Consider the following 15,677-nt stretch of genomic DNA (forward strand, 5'->3'; position numbering starts at 1 on the left):
TTATCTTACTCGTTTGGAATATCATTAGCAATCTTTTTATTTCAGGAATTGCATAAATAAAGCACTTCCGCAAGATCCGCATTGATTCCCACCGCCTTATTTTCGATCTCCTTGGGAACATAGGCATCACCCTTGTTGATGCAGACGTAAAATGCATTCCGCCAGTTGTGCGCATACTGCCAGAAATTATATTTGATGATACCGGGTGTGTTGTAACCGACACCCAGCTCCAGAAATACGACGTTTTGTCCTCTATGATCTTCCATGAACTTCTCATAACGCTTCGCGGCAGCATCCCATCCCGCATCCTGGACGAAGGTATTGTCCGCGCTGAAATTGATACTTACATCACATTTTACACTTTTGAGAGGTGATCCTATGTTGACGAAGGACGAATTGCCGGAATGCCCGGTGGCAACCACGGTACAATTGATCGGAAGTAAATGGAAATTATTGATATTGAGAAATTTAATGATGCGCTCCATGGAAGAGGATGGACTGATCACGCGGACCGTCTACCCGGAAGTGCCGCCCCGCGTGGAATACGCGCTGAGCGACCTCGGGGAAACCATGCGTCCGATCCTGGATGCCATGCAGGAATGGGGAACGAATTATAAAAACGGAACCATATAAACAGGTATGCAGAAAATATCCTGCTCCTTGCTAATATCCTTTGTATAAACCAAATATCTGCACAAAATTCTGTCGGAAAATTTTTCCGTAAATATATCGAGTGATTTGTGAGTCTTATAACCGGAAGATTTTACTTCTATGGGAATGATCTTATTCTTTTTTGCTAACAAAAAATCAATTTCATAATTATGCTTTGATGTTTCATTCATTATAGTATGATAAAAAAGTTCATTCCCATTTACGGCAAGGCAACAAGCTACCGCATTTTCATATAAATATCCCAGGTTGACACTAAGCTTATCACTAAGCAGTTTTTCATATATTTCATTTTCTGTAAAATCTCTGTCTTTAAACATTAATGTTACAAATAATCCGGTATCACACAAAAACAGTTTAAATCTGGATAAGTCCTTAGTATTCGACATTCCGGCATTTGGATCATTAACATTGTACGACACCAATACTGTCTTAGAATCTTTTAATTCAGCAATCAACTCAAGTACTTTCTCAATCTTCTCTCCTCCCAGGACAGAATTAACCTGATACCTTGCTGCATTTTTATTTAGTTCTGCCGGAATTGCATCAAAAAGCATTGCCAGTCTTCCGGTTGCATCAATTTTGGCAAAATCTGACTCATACAAATTTAGTATATCTCTTTTTATTTCATCCACTTTTCTAAAATTATTAGTTTCTATATAAGTCTGAACTGCCTGCGGCATTCCTCCTACGAGCATATACAACCGAAACTGTCTTAATTGCTTACGATTTCCATTATCACCCAATCCAGTCTTTGCTTCATAACATTTTGCCAAGAGCGAAAAAGTAGTCTGATCCCCCACTGCCCAAAGAAATTCCTCATAATCCATAGGATACATATTAAGTCTTCTTTCCTCGCTGGGTATCAAAATATCTTTGACATTTTTCTTGATAGATATCAAAGAGCCTGTCTCAATATAATCATATCTATGATCTTCTACTAATGCTTTTATTGCCTGCCGTGCTTTAGGACATAATTGCACTTCATCAAATATAATAACGGATTTTCTTTCATGGAGATCCACTCTATACTGTAATTGAAGCTGCAGAAATAAATAATTCAAATCAGATATATCATCAAAAAGAGCTTTGACATCCGATGATGCTTTTGCGAAATCAATTAGAATATAAGATTCATATTCTTTTTTTGCAAACTCTTCTACAACCGTTGATTTTCCTATACGACGAGCACCTTCTATTAGCAATGCTGTTTTTCCATCCGACTCTTGTTTCCAGTTTAACATTTTACTATATATTTTTCGCTTAAACATTTTCTTTCTCCTTTCCGCATTTTTCTATTTTAATATTTTCCTTGTTTCCGCATTTTTTATACATAAATAATAGCATGTTTCCGCATTTTTTTCAATATATCTTGTAATAATCAGGAAAAGTAGCTATTAAATAAAAATAAGTATTCATGTATAATTTATGATATACTATTTAAAATTATCATTCTGAGAGAAAGGAATTCCGACTATGGGAATCAGATTAATCTGCAGTGACCTCGATGGTACACTTTTACAATATGGAAAAAAAGAATTAGAGGGGGAAATTTTTGACCAGATCCGTGCGCTGCATGACAAAGGAATCTTGTTCTGTCCGGCTTCGGGAAGACAGTATACCAGTCTGCGGAAGATGTTCGCTCCGGTGGCGGATTGCTGTATTTTCCTGTGTGAAAACGGTGGCGTGATCTATAAGGACGAGCAGTGTATTGCGAAAAATCCCATGCCCCGTGCCCTGGCAGAAGAGATTGCGGAGGATCTGTGGAATCGTAGTGACGGTCAGGGTGAAATCATGCTCTCCGGACAGAATACTGCGTATCTGATGGAACGTGGGCTTGGAATGCTGGACAGAATAAAGTTTATCGGCAACAACTATCAGGTCATTCAGGATCCTTCCGAAATTCCGGAAGACATCGTAAAGGTCTCTGTATATCTCCATGAAGGCGTAGCGGCTTATGCTGACCGCTTCGTCCCCCGCTGGGAGCAGGCGAACTGTGCAGTGGCCGGACCTTACTGGATCGATACTACCCTTGCCAACAAAGGCATCGGTGTCACCTCTATCTGCAGGATCCTTTGTATTGACCTTACAGATGTCATGGCATTCGGTGACAATTATAACGACGTATCCATGCTGGATATCGTGGGACATCCTTATATTATGGATGGTGCAGCGGCGCCCCTTCGGGAAAAATACCCGGATCACACGCCGCGCCCGGAAGACATTTTGCGGGAAATTTTAAACGGATACTCTTAAGCCATGTCCGGATGATCTGCTTTTTCCGGAGGTATTCTGCGACTTCGGCTGCTTCCTTCTGTCTCGTGGTAAAAGTACTGTTTTCGTAATGCCCGTTATATTCCGGCAATAATTTCTTTCACTTCTTCTAGCGGTTTGTCTGTTGCGGAGGCTATCTGCTCTGCCGACAGACCATTCTTATACATTTTCAGTAAAGTGTACCCCTTGTCAAGGACAAATTAAGAAGAAGGGATTTGTTCTTTCTAACCAGTAGATGGCTATATCAGTTTGTTTTATTACCTTCTTCATCATACATATCCATAGAAGGGATTTTTCCCTTAATCGGATATATGCCTGTTGTTATATATTTATAGTATTCATTGGGAGAAAGCTTCGCTAATTCCCACTGATATCTATCATTGTTATAATAATCCATCCAATCGTCAATAATGGCACGAACCTCGCTATATGTTCCACATTCTTTTAGCCTGTCTCCTATATGATCCTTCATACGTCCAAAGAAACTTTCCTGAGGTGCATTGTCCCAACAATTTCCTCTTCTGGACATAGACTGTCTTAAGCCTTTATCTTTGACAAGTTGTATAAAACTGCAACTCGTATAATGGCACCCTTGATCACTATGTAAGATTGTTTTAGTTGTAAGGGAAACTCCATGCTTTTCTATCATCAGGTTGACTGTTTCCAAAACAAAATCCACTTCTAAAGATTCGCTTAACACATACGATAAAATTTGTTTTGTAAAGGCATCTATAATTGTTGATAGATAGCAGAATCGACCATCAAATGGAACATAGGTTATATCCGTAAGCAATATCCTTCTCGGACCATATTTTTCAAACTCCCGTTTCACAAGATTATCAGCAACACTATTCGTCTTTATCGCCTTTGCCATCCTTCTGTAAGGGTTTGCCTTTCTTATGTTACATATAAGACCATATTTCTTCATCAACCGTCTTATTTTCTTGACATTCATAACGATTGGCGGATTCATATGTAACAATCTCATATAGATTCCTTGAGCCCCTTTATCATAACCTCTGAAGCTATATGCAGCTAATACCAATTCAAAATCGGCTCTATCCTGTGCTTCTTTTTCTGCTCTTTTATCCGCTGAATGTACCCAGTTGTAATAACCGGATCTTGATACTCCTGCTATTTCACAGAGCATCTTAACTGACAATGTATTATTTGCTTTATTTATCGTCTCATGGATGATTTCAAATTTGCTTTCTGAAGTCTCCATGACTAATCTCTCTTCCTCGAATTGTCCGCAATAATAATTTTTTTTAAAAACTCTACTTCTTGTCTTAGATACAAAAGCTCGTTCTGCATACGTTCTATGGATTGCGGTGATGACAAGTCCTCTTCATTTGTTGCTTTCATAGGAATTCTTTTTTGTCTGTTTTCGCCCTCGGTAAAGCCATTGCCCGATAGAGCCTGACGCTTTATTCTTTGCACAATGTCATCTATCTGTTTTTGTCCAAAGTACTCTAGATTATATCCAAAATCCAGAAGAATTTTTCTTGGAGCGTTACCAACCTGATAGCTGATCCAAAAATCTTCTTTAAATTTAGCTGTAAAATAAAGCTTGTTCTTTGTCACATTAAGTGTGTACGGGTTAGCTTTGAGTTCCCTAATTTGTTTCGGTGTGTATTCTTTCATATTTCCTCCGATAGATACTTTTATTATACATCATCTACCAGAAGAAATCCCTTCTTTTATTGTCCACTAACCAGGATTTTATCCTTTCTTCTTGTGTCCATTTTTAAGGAGCCCTTCTTCTTATCGTGTCCACTTTATGGGGTATATTTTACAGAATGAGGCCGGCTTCGCCTTCTATTCGGCCTTCTATACGCCCCTTTTCTCGTCCGATTGCAATTCCTTTTTCTTCAATTCCTTCGCCTAAATTGCACATAGCGCTCACATCCTTTCTCATATTTTCTTCTATGGGAATATTATACTCATTTCCTATGATGTTCAGCTTTTCATCTACACTCAATTCCTGGGACAGCAATGCCCCCAGCAAGCGGTGTAATTCGTAGGTTTCATCATGTTCCGGCAGTTCCCTTGCCAACCCTATCATTACGATGTTGATCAGATCCAGATTTCCCTTCCACTCATAGGAACCGATCACATCCTCTTTGGTAAGGTGGATATGGCTCATGGTATTCTCATCCATATTCATGCATACCCAGATAGAATACACACGCTTGATGTCATCGTAGCGGGAATTCTCAAAATCCCTTTCCTTCTGGGAAGAGACCAGTCTGCTGACATAGAAAATTGCCCGGTTTAAGATCTCGTACTCTCCCGGTTCATCCTTCTGTGCTTCTACGTTAATAATGATCTGCGACAGACCATCCTTCGTCCGCACATAAAAAACAATATCAAATCTCGCCAGTCCTTCGTTGATCTCCTGACTTTCCGTATTAAAACCAACAATACGCTGTCCGTTTTTGTCAAGCACTGCGTTGGTCAGCCCCGGCTCCACAGGCACAGTGCTGATATAAGGGGTTCCTTCTATGCAGTTTGCAACTGTTTTGGGATTCATCCCCTTAAATTCATCCACAGTTTTGATCAAAATCTGTGCCAGAACTCTTTTGTGTCCTACCAGCCGCTTCACTCTTGCATCATACTGTGCTTTCAGATCGGCTGCTTTTACCGCATTCTTCAATTCTGTATTCAATTAATTTCCTCCTTTTGTGTCAGGCAACTATAGATATTTTCAGACGCAAAAGGAATCTATACATATCTATATTATAGCTTACCTGTTTTTGTGATACAACTGGTTTTCTGTGGTGTTTTGCTCCCCTTATTCTTCTGTTGTATTATCTTGAGGGTTCGGCTGACTTTTTTATCAAAGTCTCAGACATCAGCTTTTGCTGACATAGAAATTTTCATAAGTGAAGTGTACTTATAAACAAAGCATACTCTATGTTTTCTAATTATGCAATAACTATATTTCAAAATGATATCATTTAAGGGGACCTTTTACGATCCCCTCGTACATTGCATGTAAAACAAACAAAATCGTTACCTTCCTTCGTTTATTTCCTCCCAGTGTGCTTTTGTCATTACATTTGTATGACCAGTTCTTACTTCCTTCAGTAATGGCACGGGAACTTCTTCACAGGTATGATGATACACGAAACCGACCTTTTCCTGCACTCTTTTGGATTTTTGATTTCCCTCATAATATCCGCACCATATGGTGTTCATCCCAAGTTCTTCGAATCCATGGCGCAGAATTTCCTTTGCGGCCTCCGGCATGTACCCTTTTCCCCAAAATGGCTGTCCCAGCCAATAGCCCAGTTCACACTCGTCCTCACGGTCTGTCATATCCGTGTGGCCCTTCAATTTCAGTTCAATGGCACCGATTGCTTTCCCATTCTCTTTTTCACAGATGGCATAGCACTCCGGACCATTGAATACATTTCTGATCACATCGAGGCTTTCCTCTACGGACTTGTGGGGTGGCCATCCTGCGATAGGGCCGACTTCCGAATCTTTTGCATACTCATATAAACTCTCTGCGTCTGCCTCTGTCCATTTTCTTAATACTAATCTTTTTGTTTTCATAAATAATCATTCTCCCATATAAGTGCAACCTCAAACTTCTCTTTTTTCTTGGTCATAGACCTTTTTCGAGTATAATATTGCAATAATCGTTGCTGATAATAAATACACCAATAATAAAATTGTACTGGTTATTCCATTGGCAAATGCAGCCGTAATAATGGTCAATACTCCTGCAACAACAATACTGATGGCTCCAAAACGGTTACTTTTTCTCCATGTATTATCATTATACATACTCCAGGCCGTTCGAAACCCAACTACCGTATTTCGCTTTGCCTTTGTCATATAATTTCCTACTACAACAAAAATAATTCCACATAAGATGCAGGAAATCCTTGCAATATCAACTGTTACCTTTGAACCATTCACATTTTCCTGCACACAAGAGGAATAAAGGATACAATAATTCATAATTCCAAACATGATAGCCTGCGATAGTCCTACCACGCATAGTACCCTTGCGGAGGAATTTGCTTCCATACGTTCTTTATCCGTACTTGCTTTCACGGTCTTTTTTTCAAATGTACCAATTAAAAGGTGCCAAAAGAATGTAACACACAAAATAACTATCGGAAAAATAAAAATTCCGATTTTATGCGGTATCATATCCGGTATCACCTGTAACATCATACTTGCAACCACCACTGGTAGCACCGCAACAATCCACATGATTTTTTTCATCCCTTTGCTCCTCCAAACTGGTTAATCCATAGAATTAATTCATCAAAAACTGTCGTATTGATTTCGTAAAATATAAAGTTTTTTTCCTTATATTCGGATACTAAGTCGGCGCTTTTTAACAGTTTTAAGTGGTAAGACAAAGCAGCCGGTGTGACTTGTAATTTTTCGGCAATCTCCCCAGCATTTAATCGGCCATCTTTTAGCATTATCAGAATCTCTCTCCGTTGTTGATCCGCCAATACTTTAAAAATATTTGTTTCTTTCATAATCTTCTTACCCATTTAAAATTATCTTTAAATAGAATATAGCATACTCCCTTTTGCTTGTCCACAGGTATTTAAAATATTTTTGAAATAGTTGTGTCTTCCGAAACATCTTTATTCAACTGGGGTGTAACGCTAATATTTACATAGATGAGAATAACAAACAGACTGTTATTTTCGCTTATCCAAATCTGTTCACAAATCCTTCTACCCTATAGGTAATCCGCCTGAAAATCGGTGCATTAGCAGCCTGGACACCTGCTAAAATTGCAAGCATTGAACCGTATACAGCTGTATACTACCCAAAAATCTTTGAGCAGAAAAATACTGAAATTCATGCCACAACGATATTCCAGACATTACTATGATCTTTATAGAATGGCCCAGACCCCTGTAAAAGATGTTGCTTTCTCTCACATAGATCTTCTGAAAACAGTAGTTGATTTCAAAATGAAATTTTATCCAAGAGCATGGGCTAAATATCCGGAAGCAATTCCCGGCACCTTAAAGCTGATTCCACCGAAATACCGCTTTCCAGCCCTCATCAATGATTATGAAGCTATGAAAGATATGTTATATGGCGATATTCCAAGCTTCAATACTATTATGGAATCAGTTCACCAATTAGAGAACGAGATCAATTCTCTTTACATAATTACTTTTTATTCCTAACAAGCTTCTTGCTATCTGTGAACTGCTGAATATCCACAATATTTATACAGAATTTATTGGGAAAAATTCTGATAATCCGCAATGATGCCCAGCTTTATTTTCATTTTCAAAATACGCAGGACCGATTCGTTGAGGCGTTCCTCGGTAATCTCACCGGTTTCGACCGCTTTGATGACTGCGGGTACCTGTACTTCAAAATCGGTGCAGCACAGCATATCGTTTCCCGCCTGTACCGCCCTTACGGCAATCTCCGCATCCCCGGCGAACTGCCGTACTCCTTCCATGACCAGATCATCGGTAATGATCACGCCGTCAAACCCTAATTCATTACGCAAAATATTATGTACCGGTAGAGAAATAGATGCCGGTACCTGATCATCCATGCAGGAGACAACATTGTGGGCTACCAGCACCATATCCGCCCCTGCATCGATGCCTGCCTGAAACGGCAGAAAATCAGAATTTACAAACCTCTCTATGGGACGTTCATCATAAGCGATCCCAGTATGCGTGTCCGAGTTGTTGCCATATCCCGGGAAATGCTTTAATACACTTCCCATCTGTTCCTGCGACATGGTCTGCACGACGGTCCTCACATATTCCGCTGTCTGTTCCGCATCCTGTCCAAAACTGCGGACATAAATAAAGTCCTGCGGATCCTGTGATACATCGCATACCGGAGCAAAATTCAGATTAATTCCCAGGTTCTGCAGTAATTGACATTTTTCCTGTGTGTCGCTCCGAATAAGATCCCATCCGCCCTGCGCATACAGTTCCTGAGGAGAGGCAAAAGGCGTTTCCCGTAAGTTCGCATTTTTGCTGACTCGGTTTACCGTGCCGCCTTCCTCATCCACACCGATCAGCAGAGGCACTTTTGCAGCATTCTGATAGCTTTGAATGGCTGCTGTTACTTCCTCTTTTGTTTTACCGGTAAAATCCCGTGCAAATAAGATATATCCGCCGAGATGATACTGTGTCACCTTGGATGCTGCATCCGTCTCCGGGCACCGGGCGATGAACATCTGTCCGACTTTTTCCTCTAAGGTCATTCCTGCCAGGAGTTCTTCTGCCTTCTGCTCTACAAGCTCCACCGGTTCCGTCGGTTCACTTTCTTCCGTCTCCGGCAATTCCGTAGGATCTGCACTGTTCTCTGCGCTGTTGCCGCTCACATCAGAATCCGATACACTCTGTTCCGACATAGGTTCCGGCTGAACTTCCGGTATTATTTCCTGTGCAGACTCCTCTGTGCTTCTTAAATCCCACAATAAAAAAGCCAGAATTCCAACACATATGACAGATAACACAATCACTGCGATATTCCGCACCTTTTTCATTTCGCATTCTCCATAATATTATTAAGATGCCAGGGTCAAAAGGTCTAAGCCCACATGAGCTTGCTCATAAGTGGGTGAAAGACCTTATGACCCGCCCCGATATGAGCATAAAAGTGGGATGATAATCCCACGATATGCGAATAGAGGGGAGGATTGTGAGAGTGCGTAGCACGGAACAATCCGTAGGCATCAAAGCCAGGGTCAAAAGGCCCCACTCTTCGGCTGATACTTCATACTCGATACATTATATACGGTAATAAACGCCTTGGGGTCCAGTTCATTGATGAATTTCATTAATTTCTGGTACTCACTTTTGTCTACGATGGTGATGATCTCGTTGTGTTTTTCGAAATGATAGGCACCGATGGCTTCATAGATCGTGGCACCGCTGTGCAGATCTCTTGTAATAAACTGGCGCAGTTCTTCCTCTTTCTTCGTAATAATGCAGACACGCCGCTTGATATTATTATCAAAAATAAAATGATCCAGAATGATTCCGTTGAAATAGGTACCCAGAATACTCAGCACCACCGTTTTCTTATCATATACCAGTGCTGCGGACAGTGCCACGCACATACCGGAGAGAGACATAGCCTTACCCAGTTCCATATGGAGATATTTATTCATGATCTTCGCCACAATATCCAGTCCTCCGGAAGATGCATTCCGGTTGAACAGAATGCTGAGTCCCACGCTGACCACCAGAATATAGCACAGTACATCCAGTTCCTGACTGTCCGTCATGGAACCGAAATTTGGAAACAGCATCTCGAAAAGCCCTAAGAATACCGGCAGCATCACACTGGTGTACACCGTCTTTACCCCGAATTCTTTCCCGCAGGTGACAAAACCGATGAGCAAAAGCACTACATTCAGGATCATCGTAATGGCTGACAAAGGAAGCGGTATAAAGTTAGACAGCACGATGCCGAGACCGGAAATACTGCTGACCGACGCATGACTCGGCACCAGGAAAAAGTAGACTGCTGCCGCGATGATGGCTACCGCCACAGTCAGGATTCCTGTCTCCTTCATAATTTCTGCATAATTTATTTTTTTCTTCATAATAACATTTTCTCCAGCGATATATTTTAATTTGTTTCTATACTTTTCTCATCTTATCACACCTCATCTTTTTTGCAAATGAAAAGCATCACCTCCGCATATGCCCGAATGGCCTCTTCTGCATTACAGCTTAAAGTACTATTACAGCGGCATCAAGCCCCGCTATTTTTCCATCAAAGGGTTTCTCTCTAAGTAAATCATATTTTTGTGCATATTCATGAAACACTCTTGCACTGCTACTGCAGTTGAAGATCAAAGCGAGTGTCTCTTCTCCATTTTTTCTGGTCAGGACGATCGTCTCTTCCTCGTCCCTTGCAGCTATTTCCATTGGTTCACCCTCTACGATACATGCATGATTTTTTCGCACCTTCAGCAGCTGCTTATACCATTCAAGCATCTCTTTATCCTGGTATTCTTCATCCCAGTACATGCCACGTCTGCAATCCGGATCATTTGCTCCGGGCATCGCAAATTCATCTCCGTAATAAATCATGGGCATTCCCGGTAATAACAATTGAAAAGCTGCTGCCAAGTGCTGCTTTTTCTTATTATCATCACATAGATGTAAAAATCTTGCTGTATCATGGCTGTCGATCAGATTCCACATTAGGGGATAGCATTTTTTGTTTAAGCGCCCCTCCAAATATCCAAGATTCTGTATAAACTGGCTGACATTGATTTTTTCATCTGCAAGCAGATCTATGAGATTCAGATAAAACGGATAATTCATGACCGTATCCCACTCATCTCCCTCAAGAAAATCTCCTGCATAATGCCAGATTTCTCCAATGATCAGCAGATCCTTCTTTACTGCCTTAACAGCCTTTCTAAATCGCTTCCAGAAGAAATGACTGATTTCGTCACCTACATCCATTCTCCATCCATCGATATCGCATTCCTTAATCCAATAACATGCAACATCTGTAACGAATTTTTCAACCTCCGGATTTTTCAGATTTAACTTTGGCATTCCGCCATAATAACCAAAACATTTGAAGTTAGGAGTTTCTCCTTTTTCACCCTTCAGCGGAAATCTCTCGATAAAATACCAGTCCAGATATCTGGATTTATCTTCTTTTTCTATAATATCCTTAAATGCAAAAAAATCTCTTCCTGTATGGTTGAATACCGCATCCATCACTACTTTCATTCCACACTCATGCGCTTTTTGCACCAGCTCCTTAAGATCCTCTGTTGTTCCGAAGGAAGGATCAATCTGGTAATAATCAGTGGTATCATATTTATGGCAGGAATCCGATTTAAAAATAGGTGTTAAATACACAACATCTATTCCCAGCTTCTGAATATGATCCAAATGATCAATAATTCCTCTGAGATCACCATGCAGATTATCCTTAGATGTGATGGGGGCTTTATACCACAGTTCCTTGTCTATTGGCTGTGATGCTGCAAAGCGAGATGGAAAAATCTGATACACAACCTTGTTTGCTGCCCACTCCGGCACCTCAAACATTTCTTCCTCACGAAGGTTTTGCGGACAGTCGAACATTCTGTCCCTGTTTGTAATGCATTCCCTGCTAAACTCATAGTTGCCGTAATATACCTTTTCTCCCTGCATATCCGTAAATTCAAAATAATAGCGCAGACATATCAAATGCATCTGAAGCTGTGCCTCATAAAAGTCATGAAACTGTGATGTGGCAACCTTCTTCATCGGAATCGTCTTTCGCGTATCCTTCCATTCCAATGGTATGTACTTATCCTCATAATGGAGAATAATCTCTTTTATATCATCTTTTTTTACCTGCACACGTATCACAAATAAATCCTTATCGATCGCATAGCAGAATCTTTTATCCATATCATGAAGAATTGCCGAATATTCCATAATTTTTTCCTTCCTTTTATTTAAGATACTCAGTTATCACATTCCATCAACTTAAAAATATCTCCATCATTTTGCCACCGAATGATGGAGATTTCAATAGGTATGATGGAGATAAACTCCCCATATCCACAAGGAATATAGGATAAAGTTCTTTTTTTGTGAAAATTTTATGTACATTGGTTTTTTTGAAAATGGTGATACTATAAAATAAGCTACATAAAAGAATTTTTAACTCTCGCGGAAAGGTGTAATTATAATAAAGCATCAAACGAATTTTTGTTCATAAATTCGAATTATTTATTTTTAAATTTGGAATGACTTTAGTTGTTTTTACCAATTTCATATAGGTTCTTTTAATATGTTTTGCACAAATACGGAACCGTCCTCTTCAACCTCTTCCGACAGAATTTTATATTTTGTCCTCTCTCTGTCCAATCTGTGCTTATATCTGGTGATTTCCTCCTGCACTTTACGTTTTGAATACTCACTTTTCGTAATATCCTTGTTAATAAAATGAATCGTCTGTGTAATACATGCCGCTTTGATTCGTTTCATATTTTTTTCTGTATCTTCTCTTTTCCAACGGCGAAAAGCAGCAAGGATTTCCTCTATGTCATTCCAACGTTTATAATACTTCCAGTTCATCCTTTTCGACTCTGCAGGCAAGATTCAATACTTTCACTCCCGCTGCCTGTGCTTCATAAAATACTTCCGCAAACTCCTTGTCCATCGCGGCATTGGGATACACCATCTTCACACCCTCCATGGGAATGACAAATGCGATATAACAATTATATCCTTCCGAAACCGCCTTTATAAGTTCACGAAGATGCTTTGTCCCTCTCTCCGTCGGTGCATCCGGAAAATACCCTGCGCCGTCTATCTCAAGTGTACAGCCTTTTACCTCCATGAGATATTTCTTTGCACCCTTTTCCATGTAAAAATCTATTCTGGAATTTCCATACACATACTCCGGCTTTACATAATCATACTCCTGTTTCTCAAGCCATTCCCCTACCACCTTATTCGGTGCCTGACTATCAATATTTACCCAACCGGACCCTTTTTTATATACCGATATCAGATCATACTTTGTTTTACGGGCCTCATTGTCCGACCTTTGAATACCAACGGTATTTCCCGGCAGCAAAAGCTCCCGACACCGCCCTGTATTTTTTACGTGTACCGTTTCCATCCTGTCTGCGACCTCCACATAGGCGATAAATCTGTTAGGTCTGTTGATAAATTTGCCTTCCACAATATTTTCATACTTCATAATATATACCTTCCTCAGATATCCTATTTACAGTACACTCAGACAATTCCCGGAAAACTGTCGGTGTCAAACATACAATTTATAGTGCCATTATAGAGCAATCCATCTATTTCAACAACCAAGGAATCTCCTCGAAAACTTTGTACCTGCCGATCACATGATTTTGACTTTTCCTCTGTCGGCTGGTCCATACCGCCCAAAATATTAAGTACTGTCGATTTACCGGCACCAGACTGTCCCAGTATGACTACAAATTCGCCTTCTTCTATTTTAAAGTCAATATGGTTGACTGCATATAAAAGAGCATCACCGCTTCCATATGTCTTTACAACATCCTTAAACTCAACAATTGTTTTGCTCATAGCTCCTCCTAATCTTATGTCTTCTATCATAATTTCTATTTGAGACAACGCAATTTTAACACCTTATATTATTAGTGTTACATTGTAGTTAGTCCCTCTGGGTGACAGACCAAAAAATGTGAATCGATAACAAATTTGTCACTGAAATTGCAATTCTGCACAAAAAAAGCGGTAATGAAACAATCTTCATTACCGCTAAAAATGAGCGTCTCCTATAGGAATCGAACCTACAATAGAGTCTTAGGAACTCGAGATACCACTGTAAATACATACAATGATTAGTCAACCTAAGTCAAGGAAATCCTTGGTTTTCCTAACTATTCTGTTACTCCCTGTCAAAATAAGAAAACCTGTTTTCATCTCTGTAAAGCACCTTTCGGTGCTCGGAGCACCCGGAGGATATAACCATTCCGTTCCATCGAGTTCACTCAGTTGGCCACCATTACGATTCAGCCATACATCATTTTTGCTCATACTATTTTCTCCATATTATTTTTCAAACTCTGGTTTCCAGTTTGCAAACTGTACAAGCTGTTCATCCGTGCGGTGATAATATCTTTCATTCTTAACCTTTTTTCTTTCTAACCCACGTTATTTTGCAGCCACGGTTACCACTGTTTTCTTTTTTTCGACATAAGCCAATAAAACATAGAACAAAATATTAATGCAAATACAACGCCAAAAACATTCTGAATCACTCTAAGACCAACTGCTTCTTTTAGTCCATAACTCTCTGTAGCAATGGCCAAAGCACCAAATGTGTTAAATACTGCCTGCCAGCCATATTTTGCAGAAAGTCCTACACCAATTCCGCCAAGGATTCCTATGTATGTATAGATGGATGACGGAAGCAGAAAATATAGTACTGTAAAGCATATTACACCTGCAATATTTCCGACAATCCTTTTGCGGACTCTGTATTGCATGTCCTCCATAAATGGTAAGATTGCTGACATTGCCGCAATTCCAGCCCACATTGCCCGTGGCATATTGCAGAGTTCCGCAATGCAGAGTACTGCCGGTACGCATATGATCTGACATAACTGCCACTTTGTTCTGGAAGAAGATATATCAAATTCCTGTACCAAATCATTCAAATTTCTTTTATACGATCTGTTTTTATGATTTCGATAAAATACGAAGCAGGTAAGTGCTGCACCTAAAGCCATTCCGACTAATCGCATCTGATAGCTTTTTCCCGTAACATCATAACCATATAGCAGTAGATACCCAAGAACCAATGTAGATTGATTAAACATGAATGGATTATGGCATCCGAACAGAATCAACACAGCCAGTGCCGCAATATTTAACAGCATTCCCAATACCGGTGAAAACTGATTTGCTAAATGCGGACATACAGTCATAATTACAAAGAACAAAGCCAAAAGCATCGTAGATTGTCCGATGTGGATCCCCAGATCCGCATTTCTAAACACCATGAGACATAATAAGACTACTACACCTACAATGCTGTTCTCCTTTCCAAATAGGATGCTGAAAATACTAACAAAGAAAAAACAAAATGCCATTGTAACAGCTATCTTCACCAGATATACCCACATATGATATAATTTTTCTTTTAGTGTTTCACTCTTTTTCAACAGGTTTTTAGAACCTGCCTGATTTAACTGCAACTCCTGATAAAATGTCATGTAATTCCTCCTCTAT

The 15,677-nt window shown here is 39.9% G+C and carries 18 protein-coding genes; 3 read left to right on the forward strand and 15 right to left on the reverse strand.

Annotated features, from left to right (window positions below; all coding sequences use genetic code 11):
* Nucleotides 1-41: 41 nt before the first annotated feature.
* Entirely contained in the window at nt 42-266 is a 225-nt protein-coding gene (locus H9Q77_RS16215; protein ID WP_118547926.1) for a hypothetical protein, read from the reverse strand.
* A gap of 112 nt (nt 267-378) precedes the next feature.
* Here H9Q77_RS16215 and H9Q77_RS16220 point away from each other — a divergent pair, with 112 nt between their 5' ends.
* Nucleotides 379-633 carry a winged helix-turn-helix transcriptional regulator gene (locus tag H9Q77_RS16220; RefSeq protein ID WP_118551642.1) on the forward strand — a complete coding sequence of 85 codons (255 nt, stop codon included), beginning with the start codon at nt 379-381 and terminating at the stop codon, nt 631-633.
* Here the strand turns inward: H9Q77_RS16220 and H9Q77_RS16225 are convergent.
* Nucleotides 612-1,940 carry an ATP-binding protein gene (locus H9Q77_RS16225; protein WP_118547928.1) on the reverse strand — a complete coding sequence of 443 codons (1,329 nt, stop codon included), beginning with the start codon at nt 1,938-1,940 and terminating at the stop codon, nt 612-614. The two genes, H9Q77_RS16220 and H9Q77_RS16225, sit on opposite strands and share 22 nt — an antisense overlap.
* 205 nt (nt 1,941-2,145) lie before the next feature.
* Between H9Q77_RS16225 and H9Q77_RS16230 the strand changes: the two genes are divergently transcribed.
* On the forward strand, nt 2,146-2,925 hold the full coding sequence (locus tag H9Q77_RS16230; protein WP_118547929.1) for an HAD hydrolase family protein: 780 nt from the start codon (nt 2,146-2,148) through the stop codon (nt 2,923-2,925).
* 262 nt (nt 2,926-3,187) lie between these two features.
* Here the strand turns inward: H9Q77_RS16230 and H9Q77_RS16235 are convergent, their stop codons facing one another.
* The 6 genes from H9Q77_RS16235 to H9Q77_RS16260 form a co-directional block, all read right to left on the reverse strand.
* Nucleotides 3,188-4,168 (reverse strand): IS3 family transposase, encoded by a 981-nt coding sequence (locus H9Q77_RS16235; protein ID WP_118552497.1) that lies wholly within the window; start codon nt 4,166-4,168, stop codon nt 3,188-3,190.
* Between the two features lie 2 nt (nt 4,169-4,170).
* Nucleotides 4,171-4,587: an HTH domain-containing protein gene (locus H9Q77_RS16240; protein ID WP_249326265.1), complete on the reverse strand. Its 417-nt coding sequence runs from the start codon at nt 4,585-4,587 to the stop codon at nt 4,171-4,173.
* 148 nt (nt 4,588-4,735) lie between these two features.
* Nucleotides 4,736-5,611, reverse strand: a complete 876-nt coding sequence (locus H9Q77_RS16245; protein ID WP_249326266.1) for an Rpn family recombination-promoting nuclease/putative transposase — start codon at nt 5,609-5,611, stop codon at nt 4,736-4,738.
* 347 nt (nt 5,612-5,958) lie between these two features.
* Nucleotides 5,959-6,504 carry a GNAT family N-acetyltransferase gene (locus tag H9Q77_RS16250; protein WP_118547931.1) on the reverse strand — a complete coding sequence of 182 codons (546 nt, stop codon included), beginning with the start codon at nt 6,502-6,504 and terminating at the stop codon, nt 5,959-5,961.
* Between the two features lie 30 nt (nt 6,505-6,534).
* Nucleotides 6,535-7,185: an SdpI family protein gene (locus H9Q77_RS16255; RefSeq protein ID WP_118537114.1), complete on the reverse strand. Its 651-nt coding sequence runs from the start codon at nt 7,183-7,185 to the stop codon at nt 6,535-6,537.
* Nucleotides 7,182-7,466 carry an autorepressor SdpR family transcription factor gene (locus H9Q77_RS16260; protein WP_022155020.1) on the reverse strand — a complete coding sequence of 95 codons (285 nt, stop codon included), beginning with the start codon at nt 7,464-7,466 and terminating at the stop codon, nt 7,182-7,184. The genes H9Q77_RS16255 and H9Q77_RS16260 overlap by 4 nt, the downstream gene beginning before the upstream one ends.
* Before the next feature lie 318 nt (nt 7,467-7,784).
* Here H9Q77_RS16260 and H9Q77_RS16265 point away from each other — a divergent pair, with 318 nt between their 5' ends.
* A complete protein-coding gene (locus H9Q77_RS16265; RefSeq protein ID WP_243026323.1) occupies nt 7,785-8,120 on the forward strand; it encodes a nucleotidyl transferase AbiEii/AbiGii toxin family protein in 336 nt (111 codons plus the stop codon).
* Nucleotides 8,121-8,173: 53 nt separating this feature from the next.
* On the opposite strand, the gene H9Q77_RS16270 is transcribed toward H9Q77_RS16265, so the two are convergent.
* The 7 genes from H9Q77_RS16270 to H9Q77_RS16300 form a co-directional block, all read right to left on the reverse strand.
* Nucleotides 8,174-9,454, reverse strand: coding sequence for a glycoside hydrolase family 3 protein (locus tag H9Q77_RS16270; RefSeq protein ID WP_118552110.1), 1,281 nt, complete (start codon nt 9,452-9,454; stop codon nt 8,174-8,176).
* A gap of 201 nt (nt 9,455-9,655) precedes the next feature.
* The gene (locus tag H9Q77_RS16275) at nt 9,656-10,519 is read right to left on the reverse strand and encodes a YitT family protein (RefSeq protein WP_249326267.1); all 864 of its coding nucleotides are present in this window, start codon (nt 10,517-10,519) and stop codon (nt 9,656-9,658) included.
* Between the two features lie 130 nt (nt 10,520-10,649).
* Nucleotides 10,650-12,368 (reverse strand): glycoside hydrolase family 13 protein, encoded by a 1,719-nt coding sequence (locus H9Q77_RS16280; protein WP_249326268.1) that lies wholly within the window; start codon nt 12,366-12,368, stop codon nt 10,650-10,652.
* A 339-nt stretch (nt 12,369-12,707) separates the two neighbouring features.
* Nucleotides 12,708-12,923 carry a hypothetical protein gene (locus H9Q77_RS16285; protein WP_249326269.1) on the reverse strand — a complete coding sequence of 72 codons (216 nt, stop codon included), beginning with the start codon at nt 12,921-12,923 and terminating at the stop codon, nt 12,708-12,710.
* Nucleotides 12,924-12,993: 70 nt separating this feature from the next.
* Complete coding sequence (sfsA, locus tag H9Q77_RS16290; RefSeq protein WP_249326270.1) at nt 12,994-13,644, reverse strand: DNA/RNA nuclease SfsA; 651 nt, start codon at nt 13,642-13,644, stop codon at nt 12,994-12,996.
* Between the two features lie 38 nt (nt 13,645-13,682).
* Complete coding sequence (locus tag H9Q77_RS16675) at nt 13,683-14,006, reverse strand: ATP-binding cassette domain-containing protein (protein WP_283244800.1); 324 nt, start codon at nt 14,004-14,006, stop codon at nt 13,683-13,685.
* 608 nt (nt 14,007-14,614) lie between these two features.
* Nucleotides 14,615-15,661, reverse strand: a complete 1,047-nt coding sequence (locus tag H9Q77_RS16300) for an FUSC family protein (protein WP_249326271.1) — start codon at nt 15,659-15,661, stop codon at nt 14,615-14,617.
* Nucleotides 15,662-15,677 lie beyond the last annotated feature (16 nt).

It is taken from the genome of Simiaoa sunii (assembly GCF_014337175.1).
In the GTDB taxonomy this organism is placed as follows: Bacteria; Bacillota; Clostridia; order Lachnospirales; family Lachnospiraceae; genus Acetatifactor; species Acetatifactor intestinalis.